The sequence below is a fragment of the Staphylococcus sp. Marseille-Q1834 genome (assembly GCF_916858875.1).
In the GTDB taxonomy this organism is placed as follows: Bacteria; Bacillota; Bacilli; order Staphylococcales; family Staphylococcaceae; genus Staphylococcus; species Staphylococcus pragensis.
Map to the genome: position 1 here is coordinate 32,983 of NZ_CAKASN010000002.1, position 25,194 is coordinate 58,176.

Sequence of the window (25,194 nt, forward strand, 5' to 3'; positions counted from 1 at the left end):
TTAAACTCTAGTAACTTTACCAGATTTTAAAGCACGCGCAGAAACCCAAACTTTTTTAGGTTTTCCATCAACTAAAATTCTAACTTTTTGAAGGTTAGCATTAAATCTACGTTTATTCGCATTTAAAGCGTGTGAACGATTGTTACCAGTCGATGCTTTACGACCTGTTACGAAACATTGTTTACCCATCAAAGTACCTCCTTTAATAAATATAAATACACTTGACTACTTATATACTTTAATAAGATACCACATATGAAATTTGAAAGCAATAAAATAAGATGTAATTTAACTTAAAATGTTTTGAAATCTTCAAATTATGGTATAATTGTTAGCTGAGGAGTTATGTAACATATCTTGAATAACAAATATATTTGAGTATGAAGCAATAGTGTTTATCACTATTTTAATAAAATATTGATTATAGATAGGGTATACATATTATCAATGACCCATGAAGTCTTCTATAATCTTTGTGTAGTTTCTTTAAAGTTAACGTCATTTTAACCACAATTCAGGAGGAATAGGAAGATGACTATTGAAATCTCAAATGACTATGGCAAAATAGATATTTCAAATGAAGTAATCGCATCAGTGGTAGGTAGTAAAGCAGTTGAAAGTTATGGAATAGTAGGTATGGCATCTAGACAACAAGTAAGAGATGGTATTGCTGAAATCTTAGGTCATGAAAATTATGCTAAAGGTATTATTGTTAAAGAGAATAATGGCGTGATTGATATCGATATGTATATTATCGTAAGCTATGGTGTAAAAATTTCTGAAGTAGCTAATAACGTTCAATCATCTGTAAAATACACACTAGAGCATTCGTTAAATGTTAAAGTAAATTCAATTAATATTTTTGTACAAGGCGTACGACTTAATCACAAGGGCAAGAAGGTATAGGAGGACAAAGCACGATGATTAGCACAATTAACGGTAAATTATTTGCCGATATGATTATACAAGGGGCACAAAATTTATCTAATAATGCAGATTTAGTGGATTCCCTGAATGTATATCCTGTTCCAGATGGTGATACAGGGACAAATATGAACTTAACAATCACTTCAGGACGTGAAGAAGTAGAGAATAATTTATCAAATAGTATTGGTGAACTAGGTAAAACATTTTCTAAAGGATTATTGATGGGCGCTCGCGGTAACTCAGGCGTTATTTTATCTCAATTATTTAGAGGCTTTTGTAAAAATATTGAACAAGAGCAACAAATCAATGCACAACAATTAGCGAGTAGCTTCCAAGCTGGTGTAGATACTGCTTATAAAGCGGTAATGAAGCCTGTTGAAGGAACGATTCTTACAGTAGCTAAAGACGCTGCTAATGCGGCTATGAACAAAGCTGAAGAAACAGACGATTGTGTTGAAGTAATGGAATATACCATTGCAGGAGCTGAAAAATCACTAAACAATACACCAAATTTATTAGCTGTATTAAAAGAAGTAGGTGTCGTTGATAGTGGTGGTAAAGGCTTATTATGCGTTTATGAAGGTTTCTTAAAAGGTCTTAAAGGTGAAACAGTTGAAGCTAAGAAACCTAAATTAGACACTGATGATTTAGTTCATGAAGAACACGATTTCCATGGTGTTATCAACACTGAAGATATTAAATACGGCTATTGTACTGAAATGATGGTTCGCTTTGGAAAAGATAAAAAAGAATTTGATGAACAAGAATTTAGAAATGACATGAGCCATTTCGGAGATTCTTTACTCGTTATCAATGATGAGGAAATTGTCAAAGTACACGTTCATACTGAAACACCAGGTGAAGTGTTTAACTACGGTCAACAATATGGTGAATTAATAAAGTTAAAAGTTGAAAATATGCGTGAACAACATCGTGAAGTTATCCGCAAAGAACAACAAAATCAACACACAAGTAAGGATGAAGCACCAAAAACAGTAGAAACAGCTATTATTGCAATTTCTATGGGTGAAGGTATTTCAGAATTATTTACTTCTATGGGTGCAACACATATTATTAGTGGTGGACAAACAATGAATCCGTCTACTGAAGATATTGTAAAAGTCATCGAACAATCTCAATGTCAACGTGCAATTATTCTTCCTAACAATAAGAATATTAGAATGTCGAGTGATCAAGCAGCCGAATTAGTTAAGGCAGATACTGTTGTCATTCCAACAACATCTATCCCTCAAGGTATTGCTGCACTTTTCCAATACGATCCATCATCTACATTGGAAGAGAATCAATCTCACATGACTACTGCTCTTGAAACAGTGAAATCTGGTTCAATCACATTTGCAGTAAGGGATACTAAAATTGATGGTGTAGAGATTAAAAAAGATGAATTCATGGGATTAGCAGAAAGTAAAATTGTTACTAGTAATGCAGATGAATTTGCAACTATTAAAGGCCTACTATCTGAATTATTAAATGAAGATAGCGAAATTTTAACTGTTATCGCTGGTGAAGAAGCTAGTGATGACATGACAAGCCAATTAGTTGAATGGGTAGAAGCTGAATATCCAGATGTTGAAGTTGAAGAACATAATGGCGGTCAACCTATTTATCAATATTTATTCTCAGTTGAATAGAAATTAAAGTTATAAGAGCCTGTACATTGTAAAATGTGACAGGCTCATTTTATATTTAAGCTGTAAATAACTGGATTGAAAATACGATAATATAGATTATTCCAATTTTAGTAAAATCTTTTTCCATAAATAAAGGAAGTTGAGAATAATGAAATCTTTTTATTAAAATTCAGATTTCTCTTTCCTTCTTTCTTATGTTTTTTTAAATTAAGCAGACCTACGCTTTTTAAGTTTCAATAATATGTAAAATTTTAATATTAGAAAAATTTACAAAAAATTATATTTCTAATTTCCAAAATTAGTATAAAATATATTTAATGAAACTTAGGAGGATAGAAATGAAAAATTCAAGTTTGGTTATTAAAACATTTATTATCACTTTAATTAGCGTCATAGCACTTTCATTAGGTACTAGTTATACATATCATTCTCATATTGCTAATGCGCAAACATCATTAAAAAAAGAGCCGGCTAAGTTTGTTCGAGGTGTAGATGGCGATACTGTACAATTACTATATAAAGGTAAACAAGCAACATTCAGATTATTACTTATTGATTCACCTGAAACTAAAGATCCACGCAAGCCAGTTCAGAAGTATGGTCCAGAAGCAAGCAGATTTACTACTAGCATGATGGCGAATGCGCGAAATATCCAAGTTCAGTTTGATAAAGGGCAACGTACAGATAAATATGGTCGATATTTAGCTTATGTATACGCAGATGGTCAAATGGTAAATAATGCTATTGTAAGACAAGGTTTAGCTAGAGTTGCTTATGTTTACCCGCCGAACAATACTTATGTTCAAACATTGTATGCGAGTCAATCTAGAGCTCAAGCTGAAAAGTTGAACATTTGGAGCACACAAACAACTAAATCGACAACTAAGACTAGTACAGTCCCTAAAGCTACAAAACCTAGTGCAACAGTAAACGCGACAAACAAAACAAACAAAACTACAGCACCACAATATTTTAAAAATTGTACAGCAATGAGACAAACATATCCCAATGGTGTAAGTAAAAATCATCCAGCTTATCGTTCAGCATTAGATAGAGATAAAGATGGATGGGCATGTGAAGTAAAGTAGATAATTAAATAATAAGCGGTAAAACCTGTCTTCAAAAGATAGGTTTTATTTTTTATTACTATAAATTTATTATGTAAACAAAAATCGTGAATGTTCATTTTCCCTTTTTATATCTCATTTTCAAAAAGCGTTAACTATCATTAATATAGTTAAACCATGTTAAAATAATAACGAGATTATAAATATTAGGTGAGAAAACGATGTCTAAAGTCAATTTAATAGAGAGTCCATATCCGCTTCAAAATATTAAAGGACTTGGACCTAAAAGAATGGCGTTATTACATGAATTAAATATTCACACTGTTGAAGATTTAGTATTATATTTACCGACAAGATACGATGATAATACGATAGTTGATTTAAATATGGCAGAAGATCAATCTACTGTAACGGTAGTAGGTCAAGTTTACTCAGTACCAACCGTAGCCTTTTTCGGGAGAAATAAATCTAAGTTAACGGTCCATCTCATGGTAGATAATATTGCAGTGAAATGTGTCTTCTTTAATCAACCATACTTAAAAAAGAAAATTGAATTACATGGCACAGTGACAGTTAAAGGGAAATGGAATCGAGCAAAGCAAGAGATAAATGGTAATCGTATGTTCTTTGATGCACAAGCGCAAGACACTGAAGAAGTGAAGCTAGAGCCAGTGTATCGCATTAAAGAAGGCATCAAGCAAAAACAAATGCGCGATATCATTCACCAAACATTAAATGATGTCACTATTCATGAATGGTTAACGGATGAATTGCGAAATAAATATAAATTAGAAACGTTAGACTATACGATTAAAACGATGCATCAACCGAAAGATAGAACTGAGTTATTACGAGCACGTAGAACATATGCGTTCACAGAATTATTTATGTTTGAGCTAAGAATGCAATGGCTTAATCGAATAGAGAAAACGTCTGATGAAGCGATTGAAGTTAATTACGATATCAAAAAAGTGAAAGCATTTATTGACACCTTACCATTTGAATTGACTGATGCTCAGAAAACGAGTGTTAATGAAATCTTTAGAGATTTAAAAGCACCGATACGTATGCATCGTCTATTACAAGGGGATGTAGGTTCAGGTAAAACCGTCGTCGCAGCAATTTGTATGTATGCCCTAAAAACAGTTGGTTACCAATCTGCACTTATGGTACCTACAGAAATTTTAGCGGAACAACATGCCAATAGTTTAACGGAATTATTTGGAGATTATATGAATGTTGCTTTATTAACGGGTTCTGTCAAAGGAAAAAAACGTCGTGCCTTATTAGAACAACTAGAAAATGGTACTATAGATTGTTTAATTGGAACACATGCACTGATTCAAGATGACGTTATCTTCGATAATGTAGGATTAGTGATCACAGATGAACAACATCGTTTCGGTGTGAACCAACGTCAAATGTTAAGAGAAAAAGGGGCGATGACTAACGTCTTATTCATGACAGCAACGCCAATTCCAAGAACTTTAGCAATTTCAGTATTCGGTGAAATGGACGTTTCTTCAATTAAGCAATTACCTAAGGGGCGCAAACCGATTATTACTAATTGGGCGAAGCATGAACAATATGAACAGGTACTAGCGCAAATGACTTCTGAATTGCAAAAAGGAAGACAAGCGTATGTTATCTGTCCTTTAATTGAAAGCTCTGAGCACCTTGAAGATGTGCAAAACGTTGTAGCACTGTATGAGTCACTACAAGCGCATTATGGCAATGGTCGTGTAGGACTACTTCACGGTAAAATGCCGGCAGATGAAAAAGATGAGGTTATGACACGATTTAGTGAACATGAACTAGACATTCTTGTTTCTACGACAGTTGTAGAAGTTGGGGTTAACGTGCCTAATGCCACATTTATGATGATTTATGATGCGGATCGTTTCGGCTTGTCAACGTTACACCAATTAAGAGGACGTGTAGGTCGAAGTGAACATCAAAGTTACTGTGTATTAATCGCCTCACCTAAAACAGAAACTGGAATTGAGCGTATGACGATTATGACGCAAACAACAGATGGGTTTGAGTTGAGTGAACGCGATTTAGAAATGCGCGGTCCTGGTGATTTCTTTGGCGTGAAACAAAGTGGGTTGCCAGACTTTATGGTGGCTAACATAGTTGAAGATTATCGTATGCTTGAAGTAGCGCGTGATGAGGCTGCTGAGTTAATCCAATCTGGTGTCTTTTTTACTGATGCTTATGAACATTTACGTACATTTATTGATGAGAATTTGCTACACATGAGCTTTGATTAAATGACTGTAGGTAAATACTCTTACGCTTCATCTAAAGTAACACTTCTTATATAGAAGTTAATGCCACTTATATATAAAAAGTGTTTCTTTTTCCTAAAAGCGTCCACCGATGCGTATGACATTCCTTCGATTAATGGCCTTTTGCTTATAGTCATAATACCTTTGGGAATACTGATGAGTAATCTATCTTTCTCTTTTCCGAAAAAGGGAGCAAGGTATGATGATATTTGTTGAGCTTCTTAAATAGAAAGTGTTATGATATGTGAGGAATGTTTAAGACTTGGTACTAAATTCGCGTGTGAAGGGGGAACTTTATTTGAAAATGAAGAAAGACGAACGTCGCCAAGCCATTCAAAAGGCGATTGATTTGAACCCCTTTATAACGGATAGTGCGCTGTGTGAGATGTTTGGTGTGAGTATTCAAACAATACGGTTAGATCGCACGTATCTTAATATTCCTGAGTTACGCAAACGTATTAAGTTAGTAGCTGAGCAAAATTATGAGCAGATTCAAGCTTTAGAGGCCAATGAAGTGATAGGTGATTTGATTCAAGTTGCGCCTAATCAATCAGCGCAATCGATTATTGAAGTAACAGAAGAATCGGTATTTGCGAAGACTCAAATTGCTCGTGGTCATATCTTATTTGCGCAAGCGAATTCGTTATGCGTAGCATTGATACATAAATCGACAGTGTTAACACAAGAAAGCTCGATTAAATTTATTGAAAAAGTGAAGTTACATGATACTGTAAGAGCAGAAGCACATGTAACTGATAAAACAACGCATCATTATTTTATAAAAGTTAACTCTTATGTCAAAGATACTTTAGTGTTTCAAGGCACGTTTAAAATGTTTTATATAAGCGAGGATGAAGCAAATGGTTAAAATTGCTATAGATATGATGGGTGGCGATGATGCCCCTGGTATCGTGTTAGAGGCTGTTGAAAAAGCGGTTAATGATTTTAAAGATTTGGAAATTATTCTTTTTGGTGATGAAAAACAATATACGCTCAATCATGAACGTATTGAATTCAGACATTGTTCTGAGAAGATTGAAATGGAAGACGAACCGGTTAGAGCAATTAAACGTAAGAAAGATAGTTCAATGGTGCGTATGGCTGAAGCGGTTAAAAATGGCGAAGCAGACGGTTGTGTTTCAGCAGGGAACACTGGTGCATTAATGTCTGCTGGATTATTCATCGTAGGTCGCATTAAAGGTGTAGCACGTCCAGCTCTAGTAGTTACATTACCAACGATTGATGGTAAAGGCTTTACGTTTTTAGATGTAGGTGCCAATGCGGATGCGAAACCAGAACATTTATTACAATATGCACAACTTGGCAATATTTATGCTAAAAAAGTTCGTGGCCTCAATAATCCAAAAGTATCATTATTAAATATTGGTACTGAGCCAGCTAAAGGTAACTCACTAACGAAAAAAGCGTATCAATTATTGAGTGAAGATGGTAGTTTCAACTTCGCTGGTAATATTGAAGCGAAAACGTTAATGGAAGGTAACACAGACGTTGTAGTAACGGATGGATACACTGGTAACATGGTATTAAAAAATATTGAAGGTACTGCGAAATCTATCGGTAAAATGTTGAAAGAAACATTATTAGGTAGCTTTAAAAATAAATTAGCTGCAGCCGTATTGAAAAAAGATTTAGATACGTTTGCTAAGAAAATGGACTATGCAGAGTATGGTGGATCAGTATTACTAGGTTTAGACGGTACTGTAGTTAAAGCTCACGGTGGTTCAAATGCGCGTGCATTTTACTCAGCAATTCGCCAAGCTAAAATTGCTGGAGATGAAAAAATTGTTGAAATTATGAGAGAAACGGTAGGTAATCAAGATGAGTAAAATTGCAATTGTTTTTCCTGGCCAAGGTGCTCAAAAAGTCGGAATGGCAAATGATTTATACAATGAAGATGCTAAGGCAACAGAGATATTAAATTCAGCACAGGAAGCAGTAGATTTTGACTTACTAGAAACAATGTTTACTGATAGTGAAGGGAAATTAGGTGAAACTGAGAATACGCAACCTGCATTGTTAACGCATAGTGCTGCATTATTAAACGCACTTAAAGATGTTAATGCAGACTATACAATGGGACACAGTTTAGGTGAATATTCAAGCTTAGTAGCTGCTGGTGTATTAAATTTTGAAGATGCCGTTAAGATTGTACGTAAACGTGGTCAATTAATGGCGCAAGCTTTTCCAAATGGTGTGGGTAGTATGGCAGCCGTGCTAGGTTTAAGTTATGAAGAAGTAGATAAAATCTGTAAAGACTTATCTACGGAAGATGAATTAATTGAGCCAGCTAATATTAACTGTCCTGGACAAATTGTTGTGTCTGGTCATAAAACGTTAATTGATAAATTAGCGGAAGAAGGTAAGTCACTTGGTGCTAAACGTGTATTACCTTTAGCTGTGTCTGGCCCTTTCCATTCTTCAATGATGCAAGTCATTGAAAAAGACTTCGAAGCTTATATTAATCAATTTGATTGGCATGATGCTAAATTCCCTATTGTACAAAATGTGAATGCGAAAGGCGAAACAGATGCTGAAACAATCAAACAAAATATGGTTAAACAATTATATTCACCAGTGCAATTTATTAAATCAACTGAATGGTTAATCGACCAAGGTGTTGATCACTTTATTGAAATTGGACCTGGCAAAGTATTATCTGGTTTAATTAAAAAAATCAATCGTGATGTTAAATTAACATCTATTCAAACTCTAGAAGATGTGAAAGGATGGAATCAACATGACTAACAAGAATGCATTAGTAACTGGTGCTTCAAGAGGTATTGGCCGTAGTATTGCGTTACAATTAGCTGAAGATGGCTTTAACGTAGCTGTAAACTATGCAGGCAATAAAGAAAAAGCAGAAGCAGTAGTAGCTGAAATTAAAGAAAAAGGTGTAGAAAGCTTTGCGATTCAAGCAAACGTTGCTGAAGGCGATGAAGTTAAAGCAATGATTAAAGAAGTTGTGAGTCAATTTGGTTCACTAGATGTGCTTGTAAATAACGCTGGTATAACACGCGATAACTTATTAATGCGTATGAAAGAGCAAGAATGGGATGACGTCATTAATACAAACTTAAAAGGTACATTCAATTGTATTCAAAAAGCTACACCACAAATGTTACGTCAACGTGGTGGGGCAATCATTAACTTATCAAGTATTGTAGGTGCTATGGGTAACCCTGGCCAAGCAAACTATGTAGCAACTAAAGCGGGTATTGAAGGCTTAACTAAATCAAGTGCACGTGAACTTGCATCACGCGGTATTACAGTGAATGCTGTTGCACCTGGTTTCATTGTTTCAGATATGACAAATGCTTTAAATGATGACTTAAAATCACAAATGTTAGAACAAATTCCGTTATCACGTTTTGGTGAAGATAAAGACATCGCTTATACGGTAGCATTTTTAGCGTCTGAAAGAGCTAAATACATCACAGGCCAAACAATCCACGTTAATGGTGGCATGTACATGTAAAATTAAAAATAAGCATTTTTAGTATAAAAAAATGTACTTTACATGGTGTAAATAGTATCTTTACAATGCTAATAAATGCTTGTATTTTAACCATTAAAATGGGAAAATAAAATAGTCTATGGATAGACACTTTTAAAGGAGGTGAATCGACGTGGAAAACTTCGATAAAGTAAAAGACATCATCGTTGACCGTTTAGGTGTTGATGCTGACAAAGTAACTGAAGATGCATCATTCAAAGATGATTTAGGCGCTGACTCACTTGATATCGCTGAATTAGTAATGGAATTAGAAGATGAATTTGGTACTGAAATTCCTGATGAAGAAGCTGAAAAAATCAACACTGTTGGTGATGCTGTTAAGTATATCAATAGTCTTGAAAAATAAAAAACTTACATCTGAGTCGTCTACAGGATGGCTCAGATTTTTTTCATAAGAATCAAACATAGAATAGATATAATGGAGGTTCTAGCGTGACAAATCCAAAGAAAATAGCAATGGTAAATGAGTTTCAACAACAATTTTCAAAGAAAATGAAATCGCTTGGATTTGAATATTCAAATATCGAATTATATCAACAAGCATTTTCACACTCGAGTTTTATAAATGATTTTAATATGGATCGTTTAGAACACAATGAACGTTTAGAATTTTTAGGAGATGCGGTATTAGAATTGACGGTTTCACGTTATCTTTTTGATAAACACCCTGACTTACCAGAAGGGAATTTAACTAAAATGCGTGCAACAATCGTATGTGAGCCCTCACTTGTAATATTTGCAAACAAAATCGGTTTAAACCAATTAATTTTATTAGGTAAAGGTGAAGAAAAAACGGGCGGAAGAACACGTCCATCACTCGTTTCAGATGCATTTGAAGCATTTGTAGGTGCCTTATATCTTGACCAAGGCTTAGAGGTCGTTTGGCAATTTGCTGAAAAAGTGATATTCCCACACGTTGAAGATAATGAACTCATAGGTGTAGTAGATTTTAAGACACAATTCCAAGAATTTGTGCATAGTCAAAATAGAGGAGATGTGACGTATCGCCTTATCAAAGAAGAAGGGCCCGCACATCATCGCCTATTCACCTCTGAAGTTATATTAGAAAATGAGGCAGTTGCCACGGGACAAGGAAAAACGAAAAAAGAATCCGAACAAAAAGCTGCTGAACGTGCCTATACTAAATTAAAACAATTAGACGCCTAATTAGAATGATATTAATAATTACCCCTTATCAACAAGAATGAGTATGAATGTATTAAGGAGAATAAAATGGTTTATTTAAAATCAATTGATGCCATTGGTTTCAAGTCATTTGCCGATCACACAAATGTGCAATTCGATAAAGGTGTTACGGCAATTGTAGGTCCAAATGGTAGCGGGAAAAGTAATATCACAGATGCCATTAAATGGGTACTAGGTGAGCAATCAGCTAAATCCCTTCGTGGTTCTAAAATGGAAGATATTATTTTTTCAGGAGCAGAACATCGAAATGCTCAAAATTATGCAGAAGTACAACTTAATTTAGATAACTCTACCCGACAATTACAATTTGATGCCGATAATATCGTAGTGACGCGCCGATTATACCGTAGTGGTGAAAGTGAATACTATTTAAATAATGATCGTGCACGCTTACGAGATATTACGGAACTATTTTTAGATTCTGGCTTAGGAAAAGAAGCATTTAGTATTATATCTCAAGGCCGAGTAGATGAGATTTTGAATGCAAAACCTATCGATAGACGCCAAATATTAGAAGAATCTGCGGGCGTACTCAAATATAAGAAGCGTAAAGCGGAGTCATTGCAGAAACTTGGTCAAACAGAAGATAATTTAACTCGAGTGGAAGATATATTATATGATTTAGAAGGTCGTGTAGAGCCACTTAAAGCTGAGGCATCGATAGCTAAAGAATACTTACAATTATCAAAAGAAATGAAACAGAGCGATGTTATTGTTACTGTGCATGATATCGATCAATATTCAGAGGATAATCGACAATTAGATCATAGATTGAATGACTTGAAAAGCCAACAAGCTGACAAAGAAGCGAAACAAGCTCAAATTACACAATATTTACAAAAGCAAAAGGCAAAGCGTCAACAAATTGATACGGATGTAGAACGACTTAACTATGATTTAATCAAAGCAACAGAAGAGTATGAAAAGTTCACTGGTCAACTTAATGTGTTAGAAGAAAGAAAACGCAATCAATCTGAAACAAATGCACGTTTCGAAGAAGAAATTGAAAACCTTAATGAAGAATTAAGTAATGCTGAAAAAGAAAAAGAAGAACTAACACAACAGCTTGTCTCTCTAAAAGATAAACAAAAAGGGTTAAATGCAGAAATTCATGACATAGAATCTCAGCTTTATGTTTCTGATGAACAGCATGAAGAAAAACTTGAAGCTATAAAAAATGATTATTATGAATTAATGTCGGAGCAATCAGATGTTAACAATGATATTCGCTTTTTAGAACATACGCTTAAAGAAAATGAAGCTAAAAAATCACGTTTAGATACACGATTAGTTGAAGCTTTTAATCAGTTGAAGGAAATACAAAAAGAAATTTCGAATACTGAAAAACGTCATCAAACTATCTCGAATGAATTTAAAGCTGTGGAAAGACAGATTGAGCAACAAGAAAAAGCACTTTCAGAAGCAAAACAATTACAGACTGAGTATGAAGATAAACTGTATCAAGCATATCGTTATACCGATAAAATGAGAGCTCGAATCGAAAGTTTAGAAACACAAGAGGAAGAATATTCTTATTTCTTTAATGGCGTTAAACATGTGTTAAAAGCAAAAGGTAATACACTACAAGGTATTCACGGTGCAGTAGCAGAAGTCGTTCAAGTACCTTCAGAACTAACACAAGCGATTGAAACAGCGTTAGGTGCTTCTTTACAACATGTCATTGTTGAAACAGAAAAAGAAGGTCGCCAAGCCATTCAATTCTTAAAACAAAAAGGCTTAGGAAGAGCAACATTCTTACCATTAAATGTAATTAAACCTCGCATGCTTTCAGCAGATATAAAAAGAACAGCGCAAAGTTCCAATGGCTTTATTAATGTAGCTTCAGAAGCGGTGTCAGCGAGTAAACAATATCAAGCTATCGTTGATAATCTTTTAGGTACTACAATTGTTGTCGATAATTTGAAAAATGCTAATGAACTTGCAAAAGCCATACAATATAAAACACGTATTGTTACATTAGAGGGCGACATTGTTAACCCTGGTGGTTCAATGACAGGTGGTGGCGCTCGTAAAACGAAAAGTATTTTATCTCAAAAAGATGAACTTACTACGATGCGTGCTCAGTTAAAAAGCTATGAACAACAAACACAAGACTTTGAACATCAATTACAAACACATAAACAAAAAGTTGAAAGTTTAAGTTACGCGTATATTGAGTTAAATCAACAATATAATCACTTAAAAGAACAGTCACATAATGAAGCGTTAGCTTTAGATCGTTTAAAAACACAAGAAGCACATATTAAAAATGAGCATGAAGAATTTGAATTCGAAAAGAATGATGGCTATCAAAGTGAGACAAGTCGTACAACACTAACAGAAAAACAAAATCGATTAGTTGAAATTCAAACGCATCTTGCTCAACTTGAAAAAGATATTGAGCGTTATACACAGCTATCTAAAGAAGACAAAGCATCAACTTCAAAAATGCAACAGCATTTAAATCAAAAACGTTCTGACTTAGCCGTTATTAAAGAACGCATTAATGCTCAAAAGTCCTCATTAGATCGTGCAGAAAAACAAATTAACAACATTCAACAACAAATAACAAATGTTAATGAAAAGATTGAATTATTTAATTCAGATGAAATGATGGGACAACAAGCCTTCGATAAATTACAGAACAATATTCAAGAAAAACAAGCATTGCGTGAATCAGTGACGCAACAATTAGAAGAATTGAAACAACAACGAGTGTCAGTTGATGAAGATATAGAGATTCATGATTATCAATTACAAGAATGCCATCAAGACTTGTTATCCATTGAAAGTTTTTACCAAGATATTAAAGCACAGCAATCTAAATTAGATGTCTTAATCAATCACGCCATCAATCATTTGAATGAGACATATCAATTAACAGTTGAACGTGCCAGAGAAGAATATCAAGATGAGACGCCTATTGAAGCATTACGTAAGAAAGTGAAATTGACTAAAATGTCTATCGATGAATTAGGACCTGTTAACATCAACGCGATAGAACAATATGAGGAAATTAATGAACGCTATACATTCTTAAACGATCAACGTAATGATTTGAGGGAAGCAAAACAAACGCTTGAACAAATTATTGAAGAAATGGATCAAGAAGTGAAAGGTCGCTTTAAAGAAACATTCTTACAAGTTCAATCACACTTTACTACAGTGTTTCAGTCGTTATTTGGTGGCGGACATGCTAAATTAGAGTTGACAGATGATGATTATTTATCAGCTGGGGTAGATATTATTGTTCAGCCCCCAGGTAAAAAACTACAACATCTTTCATTATTGAGTGGCGGTGAACGTGCTCTTAGTGCAATTGCTTTATTATTCGCAATATTAAAAGTTCGCTCTGCACCATTTGTTATACTAGATGAAGTAGAGGCTGCACTTGATGAAGCAAACGTCATTCGTTATGCTCAATTTTTAAAAGAATTATCAGTACAAACTCAATTTATTGTTATTACGCATCGTAAAGGAACAATGGAATACTCAGATCGCTTATACGGTGTCACGATGCAAGAATCAGGTGTTTCTAAATTAGTAAGCGTTAATTTAAATACTATAGATGAGGTTATGAAGGAGGAGCAAGGATGAGTTTTTTTAAACGATTAAAAGATAAGTTTTCATCTAAATCTACAGATGAGATTGAACAAGAATTATCTGAAAATGAAGAAGTCGAGGAAGATGTGTCGTCGCAACAAGACGACATGGCAGAGCCAGCCCCTAAAAAGAAGCCTCGTAAGTTAAGTGAAGCAGACTTTGACGAAGATGGTTTAATTTCAATTGAAGACTTTGAAGAAATTGAAGCTCAAAAAATGGGTGCGAAATTCAAAGCCGGTCTTGAAAAATCACGTGAAAACTTCCAAGAACAACTTAATAATTTAATCGCACGTTATAGAACAGTAGACGAAGATTTCTTCGAAGCATTAGAAGAAATGTTGATTACAGCAGACGTTGGATTTAACACTGTAATGCAATTAACTGACGAATTACGTACAGAAGCACAACGTCGTAATATTAAAGAAACTGAAGATTTACGTGAAGTTATTGTTGAAAAAATAGTAGAAATTTATCATCAAGAAGACGATAATTCAGAAGCGATGAACCTTGAAGATGGACGTCTTAATGTCATTTTAATGGTCGGTGTTAACGGTGTAGGTAAAACAACTACAATCGGTAAATTAGCACATAGATATAAAATGGAAGGTAAAAAAGTAATGCTTGCTGCAGGCGATACATTCAGAGCCGGAGCTATCGAACAATTACAAGTTTGGGGCGACCGTGTCGGTGTAGAAGTGGTTAAGCAAAGTGAAGGTTCAGATCCAGCAGCGGTTGTATATGACGCCATTAATGCTGCGAAAAATAAAGGTGTCGATATTTTAATTTGTGATACAGCTGGACGTTTACAAAATAAATCTAACTTGATGCAAGAATTAGATAAAATGAAACGTGTTATTAGCCGTGCTGTACCAGACGCACCTCATGAAGCGCTATTATGTTTAGATGCGACAACTGGTCAAAACGCCTTATCACAAGCCCGTTCATTTAAAGAAGTAACAAACGTATCTGGTATCGTGTTAACGAAATTAGATGGTACTGCTAAAGGTGGTATCGTACTTGCCATTAGAAATGAACTTCATATCCCGGTTAAATACGTAGGTCTTGGTGAGAAATTAGATGACTTACAACCATTTAACCCTGAAAGTTATGTATATGGCCTATTTGCAGATATGATTGAGCAAAATGAAGATATTCCTGAAGAAGTGGCTGAATTAGATTTTAATAATGAGGAACATTCGAATGGGGAAAAATGATTTAGTTAAAACCTTACGAATGAATTATTTGTTTGATTTCTATCAATCATTACTTACTGAAAAACAAAGAAATTATCTTGAACTATTTTATCTTAAGGATTATTCTTTAAGTGAAATTGCAGAGACATTTAATGTGAGTAGACAGGCAGTTTATGATAATATAAGAAGAACTGGCGATTTAGTAGAAGATTATGAAGCTAAGCTTAATTTATATGAAAAATTCGAACAACGTCGTACTATTTATGAAGAAATGAAACAAACGTTAAATGATCCAAATAAATTAAAATATTACATTACTCAATTAGAAGAATTAGAATAATTTTCAAAAAAGGAGGGCAATTAACATGGCATTTGAAGGATTATCCGATCGCTTGCAGGCCACGATGCAAAAGATTCGTGGTAAAGGTAAAGTCACTGAAGCGGATATTAAAACAATGATGCGTGAAGTACGTCTCGCATTACTTGAAGCCGATGTTAACTTTAAAGTAGTTAAAGACTTCGTTAAGACTGTATCTGATCGTGCTTTAGGTTCAGATGTAATGCAATCTTTAACGCCAGGTCAACAAGTTATAAAAATTGTACAAGACGAATTAACACAACTAATGGGTGGAGAAAATACATCTATTAAAATGGCTAATAAGCCACCAACAGTAGTAATGATGGTAGGTTTACAAGGTGCCGGTAAAACGACAACTGCTGGTAAATTAGCTTTATTGATGCGTAAAAAATATAATAAAAAACCTATGTTAGTAGCTGCCGATATTTATCGTCCAGCAGCGATTAACCAATTACAAACAGTAGGTAAACAACTTGATGTACCTGTATATAGTGAAGGTGACCAAGTTAAACCACAACAAATTGTTGAGAATGCCTTAAGTTATGCTAAAGAAGAGCATCTTGATTTCGTCATCATTGATACAGCTGGTCGTTTACACATCGATGAAGCGTTAATGAACGAGCTTCAAGAAGTTAAAGAAATTTCTAAACCGAATGAAATTATGTTAGTTGTCGATGCAATGACAGGTCAAGATGCCGTTAACGTTGCACAATCATTTGATGATCAATTAGATGTTACAGGTGTCACTTTAACTAAATTAGATGGTGACACTCGTGGTGGTGCTGCGTTATCAATTCGTTCTGTTACTCAGAAACCAATCAAATTTGTCGGTATGAGTGAGAAGATGGACGGTTTAGAACTATTCCATCCTGAACGTATGGCGTCTCGTATTCTTGGTATGGGTGACGTTTTAAGTCTTATTGAAAAGGCTCAACAAGATGTCGACCAAGAAAAAGCGAAAGACTTAGAAAAGAAAATGCGTGAATCATCATTTACATTAGATGATTTCTTAGAACAATTAGATCAAGTTAAAAACTTAGGTCCACTGGATGACATTATGAAAATGATACCTGGTATGAATAAAATGAAAGGTATCGATAAATTAAATATGAGTGATAAACAAATCGATCATATTAAAGCGATTATTCAATCAATGACACCAAGTGAAAGAGAAAATCCAGCAAGTTTAAATGTTTCACGTAAAAAACGTATCGCTAAAGGTTCAGGTCGTTCTTTACAAGAAGTCAATCGATTAATGAAACAATTTAATGATATGAAGAAAATGATGAAACAATTCACTGGTGGCGGACGTAAAGGTAAAAAAGGCAAACGTAGCCAAATGGAAAATATGCTTAAAGGCATGAACTTACCATTCTAATAATGAATAACAACATCGAGCAATCAAATGGGTTGTTCGATGTTTTATTGGTTATAAAGGTTTATTTCATAAATCTATTTTTAGAGGTTCGGCCTAGCTAAAGCTAGTGCGCAGTGGTTGATTGGACTTGAAATAAAATATTTCAAGTGCCTAATCAACTGTGCGGGGGTGAGAGGACGAATTCAAAAGAATTCTATCTCACTCCCATAACCAAATCTACGATTTATTTCATAAATCTAGATTTGGTAAAGAAAAAAGTCTTTACAAAGTTTAATTGAACTGTTAATATTATTTCTTGTAGAAAATAAAAAGTAAAAGATTTAAAGGAGAGTTTTATATATGGCAGTTAAAATTCGTTTAACTCGTTTAGGTTCAAAAAGAAATCCATTCTATCGTATCGTTGTAGCAGATGCACGTGCTCCACGTGACGGTCGTATTATCGAACAAATCGGTACTTACAACCCAGCTAGCGTTAACGCACCAGAAGTTAAAATCGACGAAGAATTAGCTTTAAAATGGTTAAAAGACGGTGCTAAACCAACTGATACAGTTCACAATATCTTATCTAAACAAGGTATTTTAAAAACTTTTGATGAACAAAAGAAAGCTAAATAATTAGCGAAAGTTTTAATAGTTTAAAACTTACCTAAGGCGCCCTTTGTGGCGTCTTTTTATTTAATAAAAAATCATGATACTATGTAAGAAATGAACTTAATGTATTAGGAGGGGCGCAATATGGAAGTTGAAGTGGGACAGATTGTTAACACGCATGGAATTAAAGGCGAAGTAAAAGTTAAATCTAATTCAGATTTTACGGAAACACGTTTTCAGCCAGGAGAAACATTAATAGTTAAACACAACAATAATGAAATAGCGTTGACAGTTACTTCTTATCGTGTGCATAAAGGGTTTCACATGCTTAAATTTGAAGGTATCAATAACATTAATGATGTTGAACAATATAAGGGAGACTATTTATATCAAGAGCGTGATCACGAAGATATAGAATTAGAAGAGAATGAGTTTTATTATTCAGATATCATCGGATGTACAGTGTTTGATGATGAAGATACACCAATTGGTCGAGTAATCAACATCTTCGAAACAGGTGCAAATGATGTATGGGTAGTGAAAGGTGACAAAGAATATCTTATCCCTTATATTGCCGATGTAGTTAAAGCAGTTGATATTGAAAATAAATCAATTCGAATTACACCAATGGAAGGATTGTTAGACTAATGAAGATTGATTATTTAACATTATTTCCAGAAATGTTCGATGGTGTACTGAATCATTCTATTTTAAAAAGAGCGCAAGATAAAAATATTATCAACGTAAACACGATTAATTTCAGAGATTATGCTGTCAACAAACATAATCAAGTAGATGATTATCCATTTGGTGGCGGTCAAGGCATGGTGTTAAAACCAGAACCTGTATTTAATGCTATGGAAGATATTCAACGCGATGCGGATACACGTGTAATATTAATGTGTCCTCAAGGACGTCCATTTTCACAAGAAATAGCACAAGAACTTAGCGAAGCAGAACATATTGTCTTTATCTGTGGACATTATGAAGGCTATGACGAACGTATTCGTGAGCATCTTGTTACAGATGAAATTTCAATGGGTGATTACGTTTTAACAGGAGGCGAGTTACCTGCGATGACGATGACGGATGCGATTGTGCGTTTGATTCCTGGCGTTCTAGGTAATGAACAATCTCACCAAGATGATTCTTTCTCAGACGGTTTGTTGGAATTTCCGCAATATACCCGCCCAAGAGAGTTTAATGATATGACGGTGCCTGATGTATTATTATCTGGTAACCATGCAAATATTGAAAAGTGGCGTCATGAACAAAAGTTAATACGTACTTATAATAAGCGTCCTGATTTATTGGAACAGTATCCACTTACAGATAATGATAAAGAAATTTTAGAAAGCTATAAAAAGCAATTGAAAAACGAGAAGTAGTATGCTAATATATATCAAGTGTGAAAAGACACTAAAAATCACTATGATCCGCTGCTATATGTATGTCGAGGCAAGAACATAGGTTGAAGGAGAGTATAAAAATGAGTAATCATAAGTTAATCGAAGCAGTAACTAAATCACAATTACGCACAGACTTACCAGCTTTCCGTACTGGTGACACTTTACGTGTACACGTACGTATCGTGGAAGGTTCACGTGAACGTATCCAAGTATTCGAAGGTGTTGTAATCAAACGCCGTGGTGGAGGAATTTCAGAAACTTTCACAGTTCGTAAAATTTCTTCAGGTGTAGGTGTGGAACGTACATTCCCATTACACACTCCAAAAATCGAAAAAATCGAAGTTAAACGTCGTGGTAAAGTACGTCGTGCTAAATTATACTACTTACGTAGTTTACGTGGTAAAGCTGCTAGAATCCAAGAAATTCGTTAATCAGCATACTGAAGATATGATAAAGGTATGGGTTAGTCACAACGCATATCTTAATCAAAAAGACTTCCAATTGATGGCTTCATGCCAGATTGGAAGTCTTTTTTGTATTAGTTAAGTTTTTTAAGATGAATGCACTTTACGTTTTACCCATAGGCTAAATATGACACTACCTATTATTCCGATTACACTTAATACTATTAAAATGAATAAATGAGGTGGTGTATATGTTAATCGTATATGCGTATCATTTTTATTGACTGGAATGGCAGTCATAATACCATTTGCTTTTTCAACTTTAACGTCTCTACCGTTGACGTTTGCTTTCATACCATCTGCATATACAGTCGGTAGAACAACATAACCTGAAGTGCCTTTAGATTTTGTAATAGTATAACCATTTCTATTTTCTTTTACTTTAACAGCTTCTAGCTGCTTTGAAGCATGTTTTAAGGTATCATAATTTTCACCGTAAATGCCTTTAACAGATAAGCGATATTTTCCCTTTGAAAGGTGAATGTTTAACTTATCAGATGATTTCACCCTCATTGTGACAGGTGTAACAAAGCGACGGTATTTATAGCTTAATTCATTACGATTTTGAGTATATTCATTTACACCTACATTATGAGCTTTATCAGGTGCTAATAATTCTACATCCATTTCCACATACATATCTTTATATTTATTTGCAATGGATTGTGGCAATGATAAGGTTACGCCACCATCATCTTTAGTTACTTGAAGGTGATTTTTATTTTGCCAAGAGGCGTTATTTAACGATTCCTCCGCTTCACCAAGTAAATTATCGTTACGCTTAAATGATGTATTTGCTTTTTTAGAATTATTATCTAGGACTACACCTTGTAACATCGCCTGTTCACGATCTAGCGGTGATTTAAGATCCTTAGCATTATAAATCTTGTCAGTAACGTGTGCAGCTGGATAATCTATTTTATTTTTGGAATGTATTAATTTGTCTTTACCCTCAGTAATTGTCTCTGCCTTTTCAAAACCATAAGGCATGTTTAAATCCTTAGGATGACGGAAACGGTCTTGAACATCCCACATTGCTTCTAAATTCGCGCGATTACCTAAATAACGATAAGTACTATTCTTATCCACCGGCATATTGATTTGCATTAATTTATCATAATAGTTTAAGATGCTCCCATCGAAAATGCTGGAATATAGGGAGATGCCATTATAATGATAAATAAACGGTGAATTTAACCCATACATCGACATGTAATCAATGCGATGAAATGGATCATTAGTTGCGTCATTAATATGATTGATTTTTTTAGCTAGTGCCTTGTTATGATAACTAGGGTCATGAATTGTTTTCATTGTAGTGGCATAAGGATCAATCGTACGTGCTCGTGAATCATGCGTTAATACAACTTGTTGCACGACGAAGATAAGAACCATAGCTAAAAGTATAATAGGGTGGTTTAACCACTTTTTCCTCCAAACTAAGAAAGCAAGTACCACCATCAATGCTAATGGAACAACCATCCAATGAACATAGCCTTCAGCAAAGATTAATTTAAGTATGCCAAAAATGAAGACCGGCACCGCAGCAAATAAATAATGCTTCAGCGATAATTCTGATAAATATTGAATAAATAAAGCGATCAATGCACTTGTTGATAGGGATAGGAAATAAACCCAGCGACGTTGTGGTAAAGAGAAACCATTAAACGCACTATCAAAGTATTGTGAAAGTGAACCGATTAATAAAAACCATGTAATGATGGCAAAAATACGATAATAGTAATGCCTATATAGTTTAAATGAAAGTAATGCGACTAATGCAATAATTGATACAGTGATATAAAAACCATTTGAGAATATATAATATTTATTTTGAGTTAAATCAGTGAATAACGAAATGTTAAAGTCATTATTTTGCTGTCTATCGTTATTTAAAAATGACGACACGCCAGTATAGAAACCTAAAATACTTGAAAGCAACGCTAAAATTGCACCACAAGCAAGTAGATAGAACTTTTGCCAACGTGTAACGATATCATAGCGATGTTTAAAAATCAGTCGTAATAAGAAATATATTCCTAATACAATGGCTTGATAATAGCTAAAGTAGAAGTTTGAAAATAAAGTTAACGCAACTGAAAATATAAATAAGCCAATTTTTCGTTGTTGGAAGAAACGTTCCATTCCCCATATTGATAATGGTAAGAAAATCAATAAATCACCATAAAACGACCATGTATAGTTATAGTATAATATGAGCGTTGAAGCACCATAAGAGATGGTCGCTATTAATAGTGGTGCAGGTTTTAATTTTAAATATCTAAAGCAATAAAATGCACAGATAAATGTAATGATTGTTCTAATATAGGCAACAATCAATTGGTTAAATGGCCAAAAATCAATTTGATGGGGATTCCAATTAAATAGGGTTTCTCCAAGCCAAACAAATATGAAATTAAGCCACATAATAGGGGAGAAGGAGTAATAATAAGCAAGTCCTTTAACATAGTCGCCCCCTAAACCAAATGACTGGTCATAAAAGCCTTTGAATTGAGTAAAATGCTCATATAAATAGAGTTGAAAAGGCATCATTTGTCTAAAACCGTCGCCAGAACCACTAAACACATATCCCTCTCTAAAATAATCGCGTATAAATGGATAATAAATCGCTAACGACACTAAATTAGCAACGATAAAAATGAATCCAAATGTCCATAATGGTTTAGTCCAAACTTTCTTAATCAATTTACTTCCTCATCTTTCTCTTTTTTGAATTGTTAAATCGTACAAATATGAAGCTTATAGTCATACTTATTAAAGAAATCAGTATCATCGTATTCCAATAAGGTGGTTGATACTTGATAGTAATTGTTTTAGCTGATGCATTTACAGGTACACCTGTCATCATATAATTTACTTTTACCGGATTAACACGCGTTCCATCGACATAGGCGCGCATGCCATCTCGATAAGGAATATTAATAGAAGCCATCCCCTTACGATGTTTATCTAGATGAACTTCCACGCCATTTTTAATATCTTTGTAATTACTGTGATCTCTATGCTGATAAGCCTGTTTAAGCGTATCATAATTTTCCCCATTTAAATCGAGCAATTTCATATTAAATTCTCCATCAGGAGATAACATAATCGTAATATTACCATCTTTATCAGGTTGCGTACGGTAAAGTTGCGTGTCTATGCCAGTTCGGTACGTTGAATTATTAAATAAACGATGGTTCGCATAATTATTGACAGCAACTGTATAATTACTATCCGGATTACCACGTTTAATCATCATTGTAAGATAAAAATCATCATATTTTTTACGTAATGCAGAAGGCACATGTAAAGTAATGGAACCGCCTTTACCGCCTACAACTTTATATTTATGGTTGTCTAGTTTCTTAATGTTGTGAGATTGCATGTCTACTTTACTAAGTAAGTCAGGCGCTTTAGCAGTAAACTTAGTCCCTTTGTCTTCCATTATTACGCCGTCTAGCATCGCATGTTCACGATCTATAGCTTTAGTCAGACTCTTACTATTATAAATCTTGTCAGTTACTTTTACTGAAGGTAGATTAAGTTGATTCTCATATATTGAGTATTGCCCGCTTGTTTTTATTTTTTGAAAATGCGTAGGCAAATTACCTTGATATTCTTTTAACATTATATAACGAATAGAGAATAAACTTGCGAGATTTTGACGACCATTGATAGATTGATAGCGACTCAATGATTCTTCAGCTAAATTAATCTTCAAGGCATCGTAATAAAAATCAAGAATATTATGATGGAAGATACTTGAATAAAGACTCAAACCTTTAAAATGTTGATACATTGGCGTATTGTCTTGTTCATTCACGCGCCAATCTATACGTTCATCATCTTGCTTACCTTTCACCATTTCTTTAACAAGCGCACGTTGTAAATCTGAACTATATAAACTCGAATTGACATAGAACGTATTGGCACGATCTCTGTGATCTTTAAAATATATTTGATTATTTATAAATACAATTGAGACGACAATACTTAATAAGATGATGGATATTCCATATATATAATTAAGCTTTATACGATAAGACGCATCTTTTATTAATAAAATAATTAAACCAATGAGTGATACCATTGGAACAAGAATTAACCAAGCGACGAACTTATGATAAACAATAGCACTACTAAAAATAACTATTTCAGCTATAAGATTAGATATTATGTAAGTTCTAAGACTCAACGTACGATAATATTTTAAAAATAAACCAATTAATATTGCTGAATTAAAAGCTAGAATAAAGTGCCAACGTTTTTGTGGTGCAGAAAAGCCATTAAACACTTGATCCACAAATGGGATAAAACTACATATGATAAAAATGAATGTGAGTATAGCAAACATTCTATAGTAATAATGTTTATATAATTTAAACGATAATAAAGCTTGGATGGTAATAAATAATATGACAATAAGATAATTATCAAAGAATACATTAGTATTAATATCTAATTTTTCAAAAGCAGGGACATCACCTGAAAAGGGAATACGTCGATTGTTTAAAAAACTTTGCGCACCATGGAAAAAAATAAATAAACTGTTACCAAGTGCTAATAATGCACTAATGACTAGCAATAACAGCGCTTTTCCCCGTGAAACTATATCTTTAGGATGTCTAAATATAATTCGTATTAATATGTAACCTGCACCTATTAAACTTAAGTAATAAGCGAAATAGAAGTTGTTAATTAAGAGTAGTGTCACAGTCACTATAAATAAACCAAACTTCTGTTTCTGTAACACACGTTCAATTGAGAATAATAGAAGAGGCATCCAAATAAAGACATCACTAAAGAATGGCCAATAAACGGTAAAACGATAATATAACGGCGACATAACAAATAGAAAGGCCATAATTAAACTTAGCCATTTATTTTTAGAAATCAATTTACTATATAAATAAGTACAATATAGCGCAATGGCTGCTTTGATAATTGACATAATGAGTGCATCAATCATCCAAAACATTAAATCTTGGGTATGTAATGTTATGAAAGTTTTTAATATTAATATAATAATAACGTTTAAAATAAATAATAAATTAGTAGAGAAGTAGTAACTTAAGTCGGTGAAAAAGTCTCCACCTAAACCGAAATCCGTAGCATAAAATAGATTGCCGTGACTCCACTTATCAAATAAATACATTTGAATAGGAACCATTTGCTCCATACCATCATTCGGCCCAGTGAATAAAATACCATCGTGAATGAAGCGGTAAATAATATAGCTATGGCCAATTAAAGCAAGTGCTATGAATAAGCCTATATGTATTAGAAATTTCTTCATATTTAACCTCTAACTTGTTTTAAATCATTTTCATAATTAAATTGTAGGCTATTCGTGGTTAGGAATAAAGTAATTTGAGCATGACGTAGAGGGATGGTAACCGCTATTAGTTCACTCATATTCAATACGAATGATAAAATGAAAGAGAATATACAGGTTTAGTGGTGAAGGTTTTAATTTTCAAGTATAATCAAAAAGTTGAAATCATATAAAATTAACGA

General features: G+C 33.9%; 21 protein-coding genes. 18 read left to right on the forward strand and 3 right to left on the reverse strand.

The features are described 5' to 3' along the window. Complete coding sequence (gene rpmB / locus LIX58_RS09365) at positions 1-189, reverse strand: 50S ribosomal protein L28 (RefSeq protein ID WP_103297877.1); 189 nt, start codon at positions 187-189, stop codon at positions 1-3. 342 nt (positions 190-531) lie between these two features. Here rpmB and LIX58_RS09370 point away from each other — a divergent pair, with 342 nt between their 5' ends. From LIX58_RS09370 to rplS, 18 genes are all read left to right on the forward strand, one after another. Then, positions 532-906, forward strand: coding sequence for an Asp23/Gls24 family envelope stress response protein (locus tag LIX58_RS09370; protein ID WP_103297876.1), 375 nt, complete (start codon positions 532-534; stop codon positions 904-906). Between the two features lie 14 nt (positions 907-920). Continuing rightward, entirely contained in the window at positions 921-2,579 is a 1,659-nt protein-coding gene (gene fakA, locus LIX58_RS09375; protein WP_226386287.1) for a fatty acid kinase catalytic subunit FakA, read from the forward strand. Positions 2,580-2,896: 317 nt separating this feature from the next. Then, positions 2,897-3,667, forward strand: a complete 771-nt coding sequence (locus LIX58_RS09380) for a thermonuclease family protein (RefSeq protein WP_154836664.1) — start codon at positions 2,897-2,899, stop codon at positions 3,665-3,667. 200 nt (positions 3,668-3,867) lie between these two features. Continuing rightward, positions 3,868-5,919 carry an ATP-dependent DNA helicase RecG gene (gene recG / locus LIX58_RS09385; RefSeq protein WP_154836665.1) on the forward strand — a complete coding sequence of 684 codons (2,052 nt, stop codon included), beginning with the start codon at positions 3,868-3,870 and terminating at the stop codon, positions 5,917-5,919. Between the two features lie 316 nt (positions 5,920-6,235). Further along, positions 6,236-6,805: a transcription factor FapR gene (gene fapR / locus LIX58_RS09390; RefSeq protein WP_126566575.1), complete on the forward strand. Its 570-nt coding sequence runs from the start codon at positions 6,236-6,238 to the stop codon at positions 6,803-6,805. Next, on the forward strand, positions 6,798-7,784 hold the full coding sequence (plsX, locus tag LIX58_RS09395; RefSeq protein ID WP_154836666.1) for a phosphate acyltransferase PlsX: 987 nt from the start codon (positions 6,798-6,800) through the stop codon (positions 7,782-7,784). Before fapR ends, plsX begins: the two co-directional genes overlap by 8 nt. Further along, complete coding sequence (fabD, locus tag LIX58_RS09400) at positions 7,777-8,703, forward strand: ACP S-malonyltransferase (protein ID WP_226386289.1); 927 nt, start codon at positions 7,777-7,779, stop codon at positions 8,701-8,703. The genes plsX and fabD overlap by 8 nt, the downstream gene beginning before the upstream one ends. Beyond that, complete coding sequence (fabG, locus tag LIX58_RS09405) at positions 8,696-9,433, forward strand: 3-oxoacyl-[acyl-carrier-protein] reductase (RefSeq protein WP_103297870.1); 738 nt, start codon at positions 8,696-8,698, stop codon at positions 9,431-9,433. The genes fabD and fabG overlap by 8 nt, the downstream gene beginning before the upstream one ends. A gap of 151 nt (positions 9,434-9,584) precedes the next feature. Further along, complete coding sequence (locus LIX58_RS09410; RefSeq protein WP_001830184.1) at positions 9,585-9,818, forward strand: acyl carrier protein; 234 nt, start codon at positions 9,585-9,587, stop codon at positions 9,816-9,818. A gap of 110 nt (positions 9,819-9,928) precedes the next feature. Further along, a complete protein-coding gene (gene rnc, locus LIX58_RS09415; protein ID WP_413470821.1) occupies positions 9,929-10,639 on the forward strand; it encodes a ribonuclease III in 711 nt (236 codons plus the stop codon). Positions 10,640-10,705: 66 nt separating this feature from the next. Next, on the forward strand, positions 10,706-14,275 hold the full coding sequence (gene smc / locus LIX58_RS09420; protein WP_226386290.1) for a chromosome segregation protein SMC: 3,570 nt from the start codon (positions 10,706-10,708) through the stop codon (positions 14,273-14,275). Continuing rightward, positions 14,272-15,495, forward strand: a complete 1,224-nt coding sequence (gene ftsY, locus LIX58_RS09425; RefSeq protein ID WP_154836670.1) for a signal recognition particle-docking protein FtsY — start codon at positions 14,272-14,274, stop codon at positions 15,493-15,495. Before smc ends, ftsY begins: the two co-directional genes overlap by 4 nt. Beyond that, positions 15,482-15,814, forward strand: a complete 333-nt coding sequence (locus LIX58_RS09430) for a putative DNA-binding protein (protein ID WP_126566590.1) — start codon at positions 15,482-15,484, stop codon at positions 15,812-15,814. The genes ftsY and LIX58_RS09430 overlap by 14 nt, the downstream gene beginning before the upstream one ends. A gap of 25 nt (positions 15,815-15,839) precedes the next feature. Further along, a complete protein-coding gene (ffh, locus tag LIX58_RS09435) occupies positions 15,840-17,210 on the forward strand; it encodes a signal recognition particle protein (protein ID WP_154836671.1) in 1,371 nt (456 codons plus the stop codon). A 339-nt stretch (positions 17,211-17,549) separates the two neighbouring features. Further along, positions 17,550-17,825, forward strand: coding sequence for a 30S ribosomal protein S16 (gene rpsP, locus LIX58_RS09440; RefSeq protein ID WP_103297864.1), 276 nt, complete (start codon positions 17,550-17,552; stop codon positions 17,823-17,825). Between the two features lie 120 nt (positions 17,826-17,945). Further along, positions 17,946-18,449, forward strand: coding sequence for a ribosome maturation factor RimM (rimM, locus tag LIX58_RS09445; protein WP_126566595.1), 504 nt, complete (start codon positions 17,946-17,948; stop codon positions 18,447-18,449). Continuing rightward, positions 18,449-19,189 carry a tRNA (guanosine(37)-N1)-methyltransferase TrmD gene (trmD, locus tag LIX58_RS09450; RefSeq protein ID WP_154836672.1) on the forward strand — a complete coding sequence of 247 codons (741 nt, stop codon included), beginning with the start codon at positions 18,449-18,451 and terminating at the stop codon, positions 19,187-19,189. The genes rimM and trmD overlap by 1 nt, the downstream gene beginning before the upstream one ends. 101 nt (positions 19,190-19,290) lie before the next feature. Then, a complete protein-coding gene (gene rplS, locus LIX58_RS09455; RefSeq protein WP_103297861.1) occupies positions 19,291-19,641 on the forward strand; it encodes a 50S ribosomal protein L19 in 351 nt (116 codons plus the stop codon). Between the two features lie 120 nt (positions 19,642-19,761). Here rplS and LIX58_RS09460 read toward each other — a convergent pair whose 3' ends face one another. Next, entirely contained in the window at positions 19,762-22,380 is a 2,619-nt protein-coding gene (locus LIX58_RS09460; protein ID WP_226386291.1) for a YfhO family protein, read from the reverse strand. A 1-nt stretch (position 22,381) separates the two neighbouring features. Next, entirely contained in the window at positions 22,382-24,973 is a 2,592-nt protein-coding gene (locus tag LIX58_RS09465; RefSeq protein WP_154836674.1) for a YfhO family protein, read from the reverse strand. Positions 24,974-25,194: the final 221 nt, after the last annotated feature.